Here is a 12973-nt window from a genome sequence, read left to right as displayed (position 1 = left end):
CTGGCCGTAAGTCGGGTGGACTCATGCCTAAGCATAGGAGGGATTTTACTCTTCTTGATGTGTGGCGCCTGGCAAAGGTGGTAGCCGCTTTCTAGCCTCAAGATATGGGTAGCGACAACATGAGGTGGACAATGACTTATCCTCGCATCCTGCTGGCCCTGAGTCTGGAACGGGATCCCCAGGGACTGTTGCAACGGGTAGTCAAGCTGGCCAATCGCTGGTCGGCCGTGGTGGACGTGGTGGCCGTGTTACCACTGGATGAGACCCTGGATCTGGCGGCGCAGGAGGCGCATCTGGCTGCCCTCAAGGCGGCGGAGTTTGCGGCGTTACAAAGGCACATGGCCAGCCTGTCCATTCATACCGGGCGCTGCGATCTCTTCTGCGGTCAGGTGGCCGAGGAGCTGATCCGCCGCTGCAATCAGAGGGAGACCAGCCTGTTGGTGCTGGGCCAACATGGCGGCGACGGCCACTTCTGGCATCCTCATCTGGCCAGCAAGATCGCCGCCCGCATCACCTGCGATCTGCTGGTGTTGGATCCGGAGCGAAGCTACTGGCCCCGGCAGCCCCTTTGGCTGTTGGCCCTGCCCCTGGATGAGACGGCCCCCATGCTGTTGGAGGGGGCGGCGACCCTGGCGCGGGAGATGGGGGCTAGGTTACAGCTGCTGCATGTGGTGGAGCCGGTCGAGGTGGCCCACAGCGGCTTGGAGCTGGAATATGCCCCCGAGGGCTGGCTGGCGGACTATCAGGAGCGGGCCGAGCGGCAGCTGGCGGCCTGGCATCTGGCCTATGGCGATGTGGTGCAGGGCTGGCAGGTGGTCACGGGCTCGGTGACCCACGAGCTCAGTCAGCTGGCGGAGGATCCGGACCTGGCCTTGCTCATCCTGGGGCGGGACGAGCGGTTGCTGAGCTTTCTGGTGGGCTCGCCCATGCATGGCCTGCTGACCCATGGGCGAGGGGATCTGCTGATCCTGTCGGTGCCGGAATCTTACTCGGCCAGCGAGTAGGGCAGGGGTTGTATCGCCAGCCGGCTTTGCTCATCGCCCTTCAGGCGCAGCCTGGTCTCGACGGCCAGATCCTGGGGCAGTACCGCGCTCAGCAGCCGATCGGCGCCTTGCTGCCAGACATCCAGCACCAGTCCGGCACGCTTCCAGTCACCACTCTCCAACGCCAGCTCCAGCACGTCCCCCGGCGCGACCGCTTGGCTCCCCTGGCCCTGCAGGATAAACAGGGCGCGGTTGTTGGAGCCCCGGTACTTGGCGCGGGCCACCGTCTCCTGGCCGGTATAACAGCCCTTGTGGAAGCTGATGCCACCCAAGGCCTGCAGGTTGATCATCTGGGGTATGTATTCCCCCTGATGGACGGCGCTCAGGTGCGGCAGGCCGGCGAGGATCTCTAAGCCCCACCAATCCGCCTCGGGGGCGCCGGGGAGATCAGCCTCCGTCGGTATCCCCGCCAGCAGCCAGCGATCCGTCCCCAGGCGGCAGGCCATGCCGTCAGCCAGCAGTCCTGTGTCTTCTAACCCCCAGTGCCGGGCCACCCAGGCGTCGCTGCCTGACCCCGCCAAGCCCCACAACGGCAGATCCGCCAGCGGCGCTATGGTCAGCTTGGAGAAGACGGCGTACTTCTTCAGTTCCGGCAGCTGGCGGGCCAGCAGATCCTGTTCCAGCAGCAGCAGTAGGCGTTCCGGTTGGCGCAACAGGCGGAAGCTGGCCCACAGCTTGCCTTTGGGATCGCAGTGACCGCCGAGAGTCTGGCTCCCCACCGGCAGGGCCGCGACGTCACAGGTGACCTGACCTTGCAGGTAGCTGAGGTGATCCGGCCCGCTCAGGGCGATGGCGCCGAGGCGAGCCAAGGGGAAACGATGGGGGCTGGCGGGTAGGCAGGGCAATGAGGACATGACGACTCCCGATAAGACTGTGATAGGCGCGATGCCGGGCGCATCGCAAATGCCTTATGGTAGAGGGCCGGGGAGCGTTTGTCAGCTATCCCTGGCCCCGTTACCATGGTGGCTGGTTGAGGAGAGAGTCCATGAGTGATGCTACTGAATTGGCCCGACTGCGTTGGGCCTGCCGGCGGGGTATGCTGGAGCTGGATACCCTGCTGACCCCCTTCCTTGAACAGGGCTACCCGGCGTTGTCGCCGGCGGCGCAAGGGGCGTTTGCCCGGTTGCTGGAATGCAGTGATCTGGAGCTGTTTCGCTGGCTGCTGGGCCGGGAGTCACCGGCGGATCCGGAACTGCAGTCGATCATTGGAGCCATCCTTGCCTACCACCAAGCATAAGATCGTCGTCGGACCCTCCCGTTGGCACCAAATCCTGCTGTTGGTGGGTCACCTGTTGCTGTGCTGGCCCATGTGGTCCCTGTTGCACGGCGCCTACTGGCTCTGGTTTGTGCTGGCCTTGGGGATCAGCCTGGCGGTCTCCCTCTACCAGGCCCATCATCGCCAGCTGTGGCTGGAGCTGTCCGGCCAGGAGCTGCACTACCAGGGGCAGTGGTACCGCTTGGGGCTGGGTTCCCGGGTCGGGCCAGGCTTCCTCTGGCTGGATCTGGAAGGGGAGCAGGTGATCCGCCTGTGGATCTTCGCCGACAGCCTGGCGCCTGCGGATTTTCGCCTGCTGGCCCGCCAGGTCAACCTGCGCTAAAAAAACGGCTCCGTGAAGGAGCCGTTTTTTTAGTAGTTGTCGGGGATCAGTATGCTGGGCTTGGGATCCGGCAAGGCATCCGGGTAGTCCAGGTTGTAGTGCAGACCGCGGGACTCCTTGCGTTGCATGGCGGAGCGAACGATGAGTTCGGCCACCTGCAGCAGGTTGCGCAGCTCCAGCAGGTTGTTGGAGACGCGGAAGTTGGCGTAGTAATCGTGCACCTCCTGCTTGAGCAGATCGATGCGTCGCTTGGCGCGCTCCAGCCGCTTGTTGGTGCGCACTATGCCCACATAGTCCCACATGAACAGCCGCAGCTCGTGCCAGTTGTGCTGGATCACCACCTCTTCATCCGAGTTGCCCACCTTGCTCTCATCCCAGCGCGGCAGGGCCGGCGGCGGTGCGCTCATGGGCAGGCGCGCCAGTATGTCCTGGGCGGCGGAGTGGGCGAACACCACGCACTCCAGCAATGAGTTGGAGGCCAGACGGTTGGCGCCGTGCAGTCCGGTGTAGGAGACCTCGCCGATGGCATAGAGGCCGGGCACGTCGCTCTGGCCGGTTTGATCGATCATCACGCCGCCACAGGTAAAGTGGGCCGCAGGCACCACGGGGATCGGCTGGCTGGTGATGTCGATGCCGATCTTCCGGCAGCGTTCATAGATGGTGGGGAAGTGTTTCTGGATGAAGTCGGCCGGCTTGTGGCTGATGTCCAGGTACATGCAGTCCACCCCCAGGCGCTTCATCTCGTAGTCGATGGCGCGGGCCACCACATCCCGCGGTGCCAGTTCGGCCCTGGGGTCGAAGTCCGGCATGAAGCGGCTGCCATCGGGCCGGCGCAGGTAGGCGCCTTCCCCCCGCAGGGCTTCGGTGAGCAGGAAGTTGCGGTCATCCGGATGGAACAGGGTGGTGGGATGGAACTGGTTGAATTCCATGTTGGCCACCCGGCAGCCGGCGCGCCAGGCCATGGCGATGCCGTCGCCGGAGCTGACATCCGGGTTGGAGGTATACTGATAGACCTTGGAGGCACCGCCGGTGGCCAGGGCGACGAAGCGGGCCTGCACCGTTTCCACCTGTTCGGCGTTGCGGTTCCAGACGTAGGCGCCCAGCACCCGGTTGCCCGGTATGCCCAGCTTGCGGGTGGTGATGAGATCCACCGCGTTGTAGCGCTCCATCAGCTGGATGTTGGAATGGGCGCGCACCTGATCCACCAGGGTGATTTCCACCGCCTTGCCGGAGGCATCGGCGGTGTGGAAGATGCGTCTGTGGCTGTGGCCGCCTTCCCGGGTCAGGTGGTAGGAAGGCTGGCCTTGTCCGCTGCTCGTCTCTTCCTGGTCAAAGGGCACCCCCTGGTTGATCAGCCACTGGATGCAATCTTTGGCATTGCGGGTGGTAAATTCCACCATGGGGCGGTCGCACAGACCGGCTCCGGCCGTGAGGGTGTCATTGACGTGGGATTCGACACTGTCCGTTTCGTCGAAAACGGCAGCGATGCCTCCTTGGGCATAGTAGGTGGCCCCTTCGCTCAAGGGTCCCTTGCTTAATACCATGACCCGAGCGTGATCTGCCAATCGCAGCGCCAGGGACAAACCGGCGGCACCACTGCCAATGATGAGGACGTCACAACTGTGTTCAACGTGCTGTTTCATAAGTATCATTGGCGTGGAGTGAGGAAGGCCCTATGTTAGCCCAAGAGCCGGGCAGGTGCAGCCGGGATCACGCTTTTTTGAATAATAATGAACTTTTATAAAGTCGCTCTGTCTGAAAGTTTGTGTCTCATCGGCCAATGACTTGGGATAAGCGAGTGGAGGTATCCTGCGCCGATGAGCGAGGAGATAGAGGCAAATATTGACCAGGCCCTGGTGGAGCGCGTGCAGCGCGGTGACAAGCAGGCGTTCAACCTGTTGGTCAGCAAATACCAGCATAAGGTGATCGGTCTGGTGTCCCGGTTTGTGAATAATCCCGGGGATGCCGCCGATGTGGCGCAGGAGGCCTTTATCAAGGCGTATCGCTCCCTGCCCACCTTTCGTGGCGAGAGTGCCTTCTATACCTGGCTGTATCGGATCGCCGTCAACACGGCCAAGAATTACCTGACGGCCCAGGGGCGCCGCCCGCCTGATGCGGATGTGGAAGCCTCGGAGGCCGAGTTTTACGAGGGGGCCGATGCCCTGCATGAGCAGGCCACCCCGGAAAACTTGATGTTGTCCGATGAGCTCAAACGCCACGTGCGTGCGGCCCTCGACAGCTTGCCCGATGATCTGCGCCAGGCGATAACCCTGCGGGAGATCGAGGGACTGAGTTACGAGGAGATCGCCGTCATCATGGATTGTCCGGTGGGCACGGTGCGCTCACGGATCTTCCGGGCGCGAGAGGTGATCGACAAGTGGATTCAACCTTTGTTGCAACGCTAGAAAGGGAGTAATCAGGCCATTATGTCCAGTAATGAACGGATTTCGGCATTGATGGATCACCAGCTGTCCGATGACACTTGGCTGGCCGATCTGCTCAAGGAGCCTACCCAGGCCCAGACCTGGTCCCGTTATCACCTGATCGGTGATGCCCTGCGTGACGAGTTGCCGGCCCAGGTGCCGCTGGATTTCACCGACAAGGTGATGGCGGCGTTGACGGCGGAGCCCACTGTGTTGGCGCCGCGCGCCAGCCGGCTGGCCTGGCGGCAGCTGCAACCCAAGGTGGTGGCCATGGGACGCCAATTGGGGCAGTATGCCATCGCCGCCTCGGTGGCGGCGGCGGTAATCGTCGGGGTGCAGCAATATCAACATGGCCAAAACCCGGCCGCGCCCTCACCCGTGCTGAACACAGTGCCGCTGGCCGGCCTGGCGGCGCCGGTGAGTGTCAGCTATGGCCCGCAGGCCGAGGCGTTGCGCAGCCATCAGGGCCAAGCTTCCCTGACCGAGGAGCAGGTGCAGCAATATCAGCAACGGGTTTCCGCCTACCTGCGGGATCACCAGTTGCAGCAGCGTCTGCATCAAACCAACGATTAACCCTGGCAGTAGAGAGACAACAACGTGCGGCAGCTTGCTTGGTTTTTTCTGGCTGCCCTGCTGATCAGTTTCAAGGCCTCAGCCGATGCACCTTCGGCTGAGGCCTTGTTGCAACAGATGCAGCGGGCCTATCACCACTACAATTTCGAGCTTTCCATGGTGAAGCTGCGTCAGGGGCTGCTGGAGCCCATGCGCTTCTCCCATGGCACAGTGGGCAATCAGGATATCGCCCACCTCATCCTGCTCAATGGCCGACCCAGCGAATACCTGCGCCGTGGCGACGAGTTCAGCTTCTTTGAAAGCGGCAATGACCCCTACACCCTCAAGTCCGCCCGCATGCCCGGGCTCTGGTCCGCCCTTCTGGAGATGGATCTGGATCGGGTGCTGCAAAGCTATGAGCCCGTGGTGGCGGGGCGCAACCGCATCGCCGGCCTGGCGACCCAGGTGGTGCGCCTGGTGCCCAAGGACAGCAGTAAGTACGGCTTCGTGCTCTGGCTGGAGCAACAGAGCGGCCTGCTGCTGCGCATGGACATGATCGATGACCAAGGGGATCTGGTGGAGCAGTTCATGGGGGTGGATCTGCGGATCTCCGAGCAGCCCAGTCCCTGGTTGCAGGAGTTGGCCAAGGCCAAGCTGCCGCCGGCCGTCGCCCTGGCCGAGGCTTACAGTGCCAAACCCAACCACAGCGGCTGGGAGTTTGGCTGGTTGCCCAAGGGGTTCAAGGTGGTTTCCGCCGATCGGCACAAGCTGGCCATGCTGGATCAGCCGGTGGACTATGTGCTGCTCAGCGATGGCCTGGTGGACGTCTCCGTCTATCTGGCCCAGACCCAGCCGGGGGAGGCCACGCCCAACCAGGTGCTGATGCAGGGCGCAACCAGCTTGCTCACCTTTACAAATCCGCATAATGTGGATGTTACCGTGGTGGGCGAGATCCCGGCCCCGACGGCCCGGCGCATCGCCGAGTCGTTGCATCCTGCCGCGGTGACGGTGCAAGGAGCGGCACATGATTGAATCGGTAGCTACCGTGGTGGCGGTGGGAGAGACCTGGGTGCAGGTGGAGTGCCGGCGCAAGAGCGCCTGTGGGCACTGCCATCAGCAGGCCAGCTGTGGCGTCGGCAGCCTGGCCAAGTCCATGCCCGGTCGTCCCCAGTTGCTGGAGGTGGCCCGGGTGGGGGAGGTGAGCGTGGGGCAGCAGGTGCGCATCGGCATCCCGGAGAAGAGCTTGCTCAAGAGTGCCCTGCTGGTCTATATGCTGCCGCTGTTTTGTCTGCTGGTCGGCGCCCTGGTGGGCAAGTGGCTGTCCGGTGTCTGGCAGATCGCCGAAGAGCTGCCGGAGATCCTCGGTGCCATGGTGGGGGGAGGCCTTGGCTTCCTGCTGGCCAAGCTGGGGGCCCGTCAGTTTAGCGAAGGGCTCTATCGCCCCGTCATGCTGGGCGCAGACATTCCCACCCAGCAGATTGACTAAGCCATAGCCGTTCCTTTTGTGATCCAGTAAACTCTCGCCTCTATTGTCAGGTGACCATCTTTATTGGCCGAAATTTATCCGATGAAACAAATTCGTAACTTCTCCATCATTGCCCACATTGACCACGGTAAGTCGACCCTGTCAGACCGTCTGATCCAGATCTGTGGCGGCCTCTCCGACCGGGAGATGCAGCAGCAGGTGCTGGATTCCATGGATCTGGAACGGGAGCGCGGCATCACCATCAAGGCACAGAGTGTGACCCTGAACTACCAGGCCAAGGATGGGCAGACCTACCAGCTCAACTTCATCGATACGCCCGGCCACGTGGACTTCTCCTACGAGGTTTCCCGTTCCCTGGCGGCCTGTGAAGGGGCGCTGCTGGTGGTGGACGCCGGTCAGGGGGTTGAGGCACAGACTCTGGCAAACTGCTACACCGCCATGGAGATGAACCTCGAGGTGGTGCCGGTACTCAACAAGATCGATCTGCCCCAGGCCGAGCCGGAGCGGGTGGCCGAAGAGATCGAGGACATCGTCGGCATCGACGCCATCGACGCGGTGCGCTGCTCCGCCAAGACCGGCCTGGGCGTGGATGAGGTGCTGGAGACCATCGTCGCCAAGATCCCGTCCCCCGAAGGGGATCCGGCGGCACCGCTGCAGGCCCTGATCATCGACTCCTGGTTCGACGATTACCTGGGGGTGGTCTCCCTGGTGCGGATCAAGCACGGTTCGCTGAAGAAGAACGACAAGATCAAGGTGATGAGCACCGGCCAGGTGTGGGGCGTGGATCGCCTGGGCATCTTCACCCCCAAGCAGAAGGATACCGATGGCCTCTCCTGTGGCGAGGTGGGTTGGGTGGTGTGCGGTATCAAGGACATCCACGGCGCGCCTGTGGGGGATACCCTGACCCTGGCCAAGCACGGCGCCGACAAGCCGCTGCCGGGCTTCAAGAAGGTCAAGCCCCAGGTCTATGCCGGCCTGTTCCCCATCTCCTCCGACGATTACGAGGCCTTCCGCGACGCGCTGGAGAAACTCTCCTTGAACGACGCCTCTTTGTTCTACGAACCGGAGAATTCCACCGCCCTGGGCTTTGGCTTCCGCTGTGGCTTCCTGGGCATGCTGCACATGGAGATCATCCAGGAGCGGCTGGAGCGGGAGTACGATCTGGATCTCATCACCACGGCGCCGACTGTGGTGTACGAGGTGGCGCAGACCGACGACTCCGTGATCCACATCGACAGCCCGTCGGCCCTGCCGGCGGTCAACAACATCACCGAAATCCGGGAGCCCATCGCCGAGTGCCACATCCTGGTGCCGAGCGAGTACCTGGGCAACGTCATCACCCTGTGTATCGAGAAGCGGGGCGTGCAGACCAACATGGTCTACCACGGCAACCAGGTGGCGCTGACCTACGAAATCCCCATGGCCGAGGTGGTGCTGGACTTCTTCGATCGCCTGAAGTCCACCAGCCGCGGCTATGCCTCGCTGGATTACGCCTTCAAGCGCTTCGAACCGGCGGACATGGTGCGGCTGGATATCATGATCAATGGCGAGCGGGTGGACGCCCTGGCCATCATCACCCACAAGGACAACGCCCAGTCCCGCGGTCGCCTGCTGGTGGAGAAGATGCGCGAGCTGATCCCGCGCCAGATGTTCGACATCGCCATCCAGGCGGCCATCGGCAACCACGTCATCGCCCGCAGTACCGTCAAGGCGATGCGCAAGGACGTGCTGGCCAAGTGTTACGGTGGTGACGTGAGCCGGAAGAAGAAGCTGCTCAACAAGCAAAAAGAAGGTAAGAAGCGCATGAAGTCTCTGGGGCGGGTGGATGTGCCTCAGGAGGCCTTCCTGGCAATCCTGCACGTAGGTAAGGAGTAACATGGCCAACACATTTTCGCTGATCCTGGTGGCGGTCACCGCCCTCACCGGGTTGGTCTGGCTATTGGACCACCTGTGGCTGCAAAAGGCGCGACTGGCCAAGGTGGCCCGGGCCGAACGGGCCGCCGGTAATGCCCTGGATGCGGCCACCATCGACAAGCTCACCGCCGAGCCGGCCTGGATCGAACAGAGCAAGGGCATCTTCCCGGTCATCGCCGCCGTGCTGGTGTTGCGCTCCTTCGTCTACGAGCCGTTTCAGATCCCCTCGGGGTCCATGATGCCCACCCTGCTCATCGGCGACTTCATCCTGGTGGAGAAGTTTGCCTACGGCATCAAGGAACCCATCGAGAACCATACCCTGATCCCCACCGGCCATCCGAAGCGGGGTGACATAGTGGTGTTCAAGTATCCCGAAGACCCGCGGGTGGATTACATCAAGCGGGTGGTGGGGCTGCCGGGCGACAAGGTGGTGTATACCGCGGATAAGCAACTGCTGATTGAGCCAGCTTGCCCATCTGGCAAGGACTGCGCCCCCCTGGCAACCGTGGAGCACAGCTTCCTGGAGCAGGGCAGCTTCAGTCAGACGGTCAACGGCGGCAACCTGGGCCAGGTGACCCTGCCCATGGTCCGTTTCAGTGAACACCTGGGCGCTGTGGATCACCAGATACTGCAGACCCCAGCCATCACAGAGGAGGCCAAGCAGCCGGCCTACCATCGTGAGGATGGCCTGCCGGTGGGGCAGTGGGTGGTGCCGGAAGGCCACTACTTCGTCATGGGCGACAACCGTGACAACAGTGCCGACAGCCGTTTCTGGGGCTTTGTCCCCGAACGCAACCTGATGGGCCGGGCGGTAGCCATCTGGATGAGTTTTGAATTTGATCGCGCGCCGGACTCCTGGCTGCCGGGCTGGGTGCCCACTGGCGTACGTTTTGACCGTATAGGCAGTATCCAGTGATCGATAACAAGTTAGACCGTTTGCAAAGCAAGCTGGGCCATCAGTTCCAGAAAGAGGAGCTGCTGGTGCGGGCCATCACCCACCGCAGCGCGGGGTCCAAGCACAACGAGCGCCTGGAGTTTCTGGGCGACTCCATCCTCAGCATGGTGATCGCCGAGGCGCTGTTTTGCCGTTTCCCCGACGTCAGCGAAGGGGACATGAGCCGCATGCGCGCCACCCTGGTCCGGGAGAAGACCCTGGCCGAGTTGGCGCGGGAGTTCGAACTGGGGGACTACCTCATCCTGGGGCCCGGCGAGCTCAAGAGCGGCGGCTTCCGTCGCGAGTCCATTCTGGCGGATGCGGTTGAGGCCATCATCGGCGCCATCTACATGGATTGCCAGATGGATCGCACTCGCGACCTGCTGCTCTCCTGGTATGCCGAACGACTGGAACAGATCCGTCCCGGCGTGGAGCAGAAGGATCCCAAGACCCGGCTGCAGGAGTTGCTGCAGGGGCAGCGTAAGCCCTTGCCCACCTATGTGGTGCTCAAGGTGAAGGGCGAGGCCCACAATCAGGAATTTACCGTCCAGTGCGAGGTGGAAGGCCTGCCGACCGAGATCATCGGCATCGGCTCCAGCCGGCGCAAGGCGGAACAGTCCGCGGCCGAACGGGCCCTGGAGCGGTTGCTATGAGTGAACAAGAGACCAGCCACTGTGGCTTCGTGGCCATCGTCGGCCGCCCCAACGTGGGCAAGTCCACCCTGCTGAACAAGCTGCTGGGTCAGAAGGTGAGCATCACCTCCAAGAAGCCCCAGACCACCCGCCACCGCATCCTGGGCATCGATACCCAGGGGGCCTGGCAGACCATCTTCGTCGATACCCCTGGCCTGCACATCGAAGAGAAGCGCGCCATCAACCGTCTGATGAACCGGGCTGCCACCAGCTCCCTGGGCGACGTGGAGATGGTAGTGTTCGTGGTGGAGGGGACCCGCTGGACCGCCGATGATGAGATGGTGCTGAACAAGCTCAAGGGGCTGCGCTGCCCCGTGGTGCTGGCGGTCAACAAGGTGGACAAGATCGAAGACAAGGCGACCCTGCTGCCCCACCTGCAGTGGCTGGGTCAGCAGATGGCGTTTGCCGAGATACTGCCCATCTCTGCCAAGTCCGGCACCAATGTGGAGACCATCCGCGAGCTGGCCCGCCAGCAGCTGCCGGAAGGGGAGCACTACTTCCCCGAGGATTACATCACCGACCGCTCCTCCCGCTTCATGGCGGCGGAGATCATCCGCGAGAAGCTGATGCGCTTCATGGGCGAGGAGCTGCCTTACTCCGTCACCGTGGAGATAGAGCGCTTCAAGGTGGAGGATGACGGCCTGTTCCACATCCATGGTCTGATCCTGGTGGAGCGGGAAGGGCAGAAGAAGATGGTGATCGGCAACAAGGGCGAGAAGCTCAAGCAGATCGGCACAGAGGCGCGCCTGGACATGGAACGGCTGTTCGACACCCGGGTGTTCCTGGAGCTGTGGGTCAAGGTCAAATCTGGCTGGGCCGACGACGAACGGGCCCTGCGCAGCCTGGGCTATGGCGAAGACTGACACCGGTTTTCAGACCGCGCTGGTGCTGCATGTGCGCCCCTACCGGGAAAGCAGCCAGCTGGTGGAGCTGTTCAGCCAGGAGCAGGGCCGACTCGGCCTGGTGGCAAACGGTTCCCGCCGGCAGAAATCCGGCCACAAGGCCCTGTTGCAGCCCTTCGTACCGCTGCAGATCCGCTGGCGCGGCGCCGGGGATCTCAAGACCCTGGAGCGGCTGGAGCCGCTGGCCCTGCCGGTCCCGTTGCAAGGCACCGCCCTGTTCAGCGGCCTCTACCTCAACGAGCTGCTCTACTACCTGCTGGAGCGTCACACCCCCTATCCGGCCCTGTTCAGCCAGTATGTGCAGAGCCTGGCCGGCCTGGCCCAGGCCCCCGATCCCCAGCCGGTGTTGCGCCGCTTCGAGCTGGCCCTGCTGCAGGCCCTGGGCTATGGCGTGGCGCTGGAACACACCGCGGATGGGGAGCCCCTCGTTCCCGAGGCCGACTACTGCTATCGCCATGAACTGGGGCTGATACCCGCCAGCGTGGCGACGCCGGCGGCCGAGCGCTTGCCGGGGGAGCACCTGCTGGCCATGGCGGCAGACCGGCTGGAGACGCCGGAGGGCCTGGCCACCGCCAAGCGCCTGTGCCGCCAGGCCCTCAAACCCTATCTGGGCGACCGACCCCTGCGGAGCCGGGAGCTGTTTTCCACTGGCACTAAGAGGACAATGGAGTGAGTAACATCCTGCTAGGCGTGAATATCGACCACGTGGCCACCCTGCGCAATGCCCGGGGCACCCACTATCCGGATCCCGTGTTTGCCGCCGCCCTGGCCGAGCAGGCCGGTGCCGATGGCATCACCATCCACCTGCGTGAAGACCGTCGGCACATCAAGGACAGAGATGTGCGGGTGCTGAAAGAAACCCTGCAGACCCGCATGAACCTGGAGATGGCGGTGACCGCGGAGATGCTGGACATCGCCTGTGAGATCCAGCCGCACTTCGTCTGCCTGGTGCCGGAGAAGCGTCAGGAGGTCACCACCGAGGGTGGCCTGGACGTGGCCGGTCAGTTGGCCGTCATGCAAGCTGCCGTGGCCCGCCTGGCGGCGGTCGGTACCCAGGTCTCCCTGTTTATCGATGCCGACCATGCCCAGATCGACGCGGCGGTGGCCTGTGGTGCGCCCTACATCGAGCTGCACACCGGCCGCTATGCCGATGCGCCCACCGAGGCCGAGCAGGCCGCCGAGCTGGCCCGCATCCGCGAGGCGGCCGTGTATGCCCATGGCAAGGGCCTCAAGGTCAACGCCGGTCACGGCCTGCACTATCAGAACGTCAAACCCATCGCCGCCATCCCCGAGATGGTGGAGCTCAACATAGGTCACGCCATCATAGGTCGGGCCGTGTTCACCGGCCTCACCGAGGCGGTGGTGGAGATGAAGCGACTGATGCTCGAAGCCCGCCAGGGGCTCTAAGTCAGACAGCGGACGACGGCGG

At 63.2% G+C, this 12973-nt stretch carries 15 protein-coding genes; 13 read left to right on the top strand and 2 right to left on the bottom strand.

Annotated features, from left to right (window positions below):
• Positions 1 to 131: 131 nt before the first annotated feature.
• Complete coding sequence (locus ABHF91_RS14115) at positions 132 to 1004, top strand: universal stress protein (RefSeq protein ID WP_409420894.1); 873 nt, start codon at positions 132 to 134, stop codon at positions 1002 to 1004.
• Here ABHF91_RS14115 and ABHF91_RS14110 read toward each other — a convergent pair.
• Entirely contained in the window at positions 986 to 1897 is a 912-nt protein-coding gene (locus ABHF91_RS14110) for a folate-binding Fe/S cluster repair protein (RefSeq protein WP_409420893.1), read from the bottom strand. The genes ABHF91_RS14115 and ABHF91_RS14110 overlap by 19 nt on opposite strands.
• Before the next feature lie 131 nt (positions 1898 to 2028).
• Between ABHF91_RS14110 and ABHF91_RS14105 the strand changes: the two genes are divergently transcribed.
• The gene (locus ABHF91_RS14105; RefSeq protein WP_409420892.1) at positions 2029 to 2280 is read left to right on the top strand and encodes a succinate dehydrogenase assembly factor 2; all 252 of its coding nucleotides are present in this window, start codon (positions 2029 to 2031) and stop codon (positions 2278 to 2280) included.
• Positions 2261 to 2641: a protein YgfX gene (locus ABHF91_RS14100; RefSeq protein WP_409420891.1), complete on the top strand. Its 381-nt coding sequence runs from the start codon at positions 2261 to 2263 to the stop codon at positions 2639 to 2641. Before ABHF91_RS14105 ends, ABHF91_RS14100 begins: the two co-directional genes overlap by 20 nt.
• A gap of 29 nt (positions 2642 to 2670) precedes the next feature.
• Here ABHF91_RS14100 and nadB read toward each other — a convergent pair whose 3' ends face one another.
• Complete coding sequence (gene nadB, locus ABHF91_RS14095) at positions 2671 to 4284, bottom strand: L-aspartate oxidase (protein WP_409420890.1); 1614 nt, start codon at positions 4282 to 4284, stop codon at positions 2671 to 2673.
• A gap of 174 nt (positions 4285 to 4458) precedes the next feature.
• On the opposite strand from nadB, the gene rpoE reads away from it, so the two are divergent.
• From rpoE to pdxJ, 10 genes are all read left to right on the top strand, one after another.
• On the top strand, positions 4459 to 5046 hold the full coding sequence (gene rpoE / locus ABHF91_RS14090) for an RNA polymerase sigma factor RpoE (protein WP_409420889.1): 588 nt from the start codon (positions 4459 to 4461) through the stop codon (positions 5044 to 5046).
• Positions 5047 to 5067: 21 nt separating this feature from the next.
• The gene (locus tag ABHF91_RS14085; protein ID WP_409420888.1) at positions 5068 to 5637 is read left to right on the top strand and encodes a sigma-E factor negative regulatory protein; all 570 of its coding nucleotides are present in this window, start codon (positions 5068 to 5070) and stop codon (positions 5635 to 5637) included.
• A gap of 24 nt (positions 5638 to 5661) precedes the next feature.
• A complete protein-coding gene (locus tag ABHF91_RS14080) occupies positions 5662 to 6648 on the top strand; it encodes a MucB/RseB C-terminal domain-containing protein (RefSeq protein WP_409420887.1) in 987 nt (328 codons plus the stop codon).
• The gene (locus ABHF91_RS14075) at positions 6641 to 7102 is read left to right on the top strand and encodes a SoxR reducing system RseC family protein (RefSeq protein ID WP_409420886.1); all 462 of its coding nucleotides are present in this window, start codon (positions 6641 to 6643) and stop codon (positions 7100 to 7102) included. The genes ABHF91_RS14080 and ABHF91_RS14075 overlap by 8 nt, the downstream gene beginning before the upstream one ends.
• Positions 7103 to 7183: 81 nt before the next feature.
• Positions 7184 to 8977, top strand: coding sequence for a translation elongation factor 4 (gene lepA, locus ABHF91_RS14070; RefSeq protein ID WP_409420885.1), 1794 nt, complete (start codon positions 7184 to 7186; stop codon positions 8975 to 8977).
• 1 nt (position 8978) lies between these two features.
• Positions 8979 to 9932 carry a signal peptidase I gene (gene lepB / locus ABHF91_RS14065; RefSeq protein ID WP_409420884.1) on the top strand — a complete coding sequence of 318 codons (954 nt, stop codon included), beginning with the start codon at positions 8979 to 8981 and terminating at the stop codon, positions 9930 to 9932.
• Positions 9932 to 10603 (top strand): ribonuclease III, encoded by a 672-nt coding sequence (gene rnc / locus ABHF91_RS14060; protein ID WP_409423126.1) that lies wholly within the window; start codon positions 9932 to 9934, stop codon positions 10601 to 10603. The genes lepB and rnc overlap by 1 nt, the downstream gene beginning before the upstream one ends.
• On the top strand, positions 10600 to 11505 hold the full coding sequence (gene era / locus ABHF91_RS14055) for a GTPase Era (protein WP_409420883.1): 906 nt from the start codon (positions 10600 to 10602) through the stop codon (positions 11503 to 11505). The genes rnc and era overlap by 4 nt, the downstream gene beginning before the upstream one ends.
• The gene (gene recO / locus ABHF91_RS14050; protein ID WP_409420882.1) at positions 11492 to 12217 is read left to right on the top strand and encodes a DNA repair protein RecO; all 726 of its coding nucleotides are present in this window, start codon (positions 11492 to 11494) and stop codon (positions 12215 to 12217) included. The genes era and recO overlap by 14 nt, the downstream gene beginning before the upstream one ends.
• Complete coding sequence (gene pdxJ, locus ABHF91_RS14045) at positions 12214 to 12951, top strand: pyridoxine 5'-phosphate synthase (RefSeq protein ID WP_409420881.1); 738 nt, start codon at positions 12214 to 12216, stop codon at positions 12949 to 12951. The genes recO and pdxJ overlap by 4 nt, the downstream gene beginning before the upstream one ends.
• Positions 12952 to 12973 lie beyond the last annotated feature (22 nt).

It is taken from the genome of Pseudaeromonas aegiceratis, from assembly GCF_046254905.1.
Lineage (GTDB): Bacteria > Pseudomonadota > Gammaproteobacteria > Enterobacterales > Aeromonadaceae > Pseudaeromonas > Pseudaeromonas aegiceratis.
The sequence above is the reverse complement of the archived record's forward strand: the minus strand, read 5'-3'. Positions and strand labels throughout refer to the sequence as shown.

Bases quoted from the DNA above. Each gene is read 5' to 3' on its own strand.
- ABHF91_RS14105 (WP_409420892.1), top strand. From the start codon at position 2,029: ATGAGTGATGCTACTGAATTGGCCCGACTGCGTTGGGCCTGCCGGCGG.
- lepB (WP_409420884.1), top strand. From the start codon at position 8,979: ATGGCCAACACATTTTCGCTGATCCTGGTGGCGGTCACCGCCCTCACC.
- ABHF91_RS14085 (WP_409420888.1), top strand. From the start codon at position 5,068: ATGTCCAGTAATGAACGGATTTCGGCATTGATGGATCACCAGCTGTCC.
- nadB (WP_409420890.1), bottom strand. From the start codon at position 4,284: ATGAAACAGCACGTTGAACACAGTTGTGACGTCCTCATCATTGGCAGT.
- ABHF91_RS14075 (WP_409420886.1), top strand. From the start codon at position 6,641: ATGATTGAATCGGTAGCTACCGTGGTGGCGGTGGGAGAGACCTGGGTG.
- ABHF91_RS14110 (WP_409420893.1), bottom strand. From the start codon at position 1,897: ATGTCCTCATTGCCCTGCCTACCCGCCAGCCCCCATCGTTTCCCCTTG.
- rpoE (WP_409420889.1), top strand. From the start codon at position 4,459: ATGAGCGAGGAGATAGAGGCAAATATTGACCAGGCCCTGGTGGAGCGC.
- recO (WP_409420882.1), top strand. From the start codon at position 11,492: ATGGCGAAGACTGACACCGGTTTTCAGACCGCGCTGGTGCTGCATGTG.
- era (WP_409420883.1), top strand. From the start codon at position 10,600: ATGAGTGAACAAGAGACCAGCCACTGTGGCTTCGTGGCCATCGTCGGC.
- lepA (WP_409420885.1), top strand. From the start codon at position 7,184: ATGAAACAAATTCGTAACTTCTCCATCATTGCCCACATTGACCACGGT.
- ABHF91_RS14115 (WP_409420894.1), top strand. From the start codon at position 132: ATGACTTATCCTCGCATCCTGCTGGCCCTGAGTCTGGAACGGGATCCC.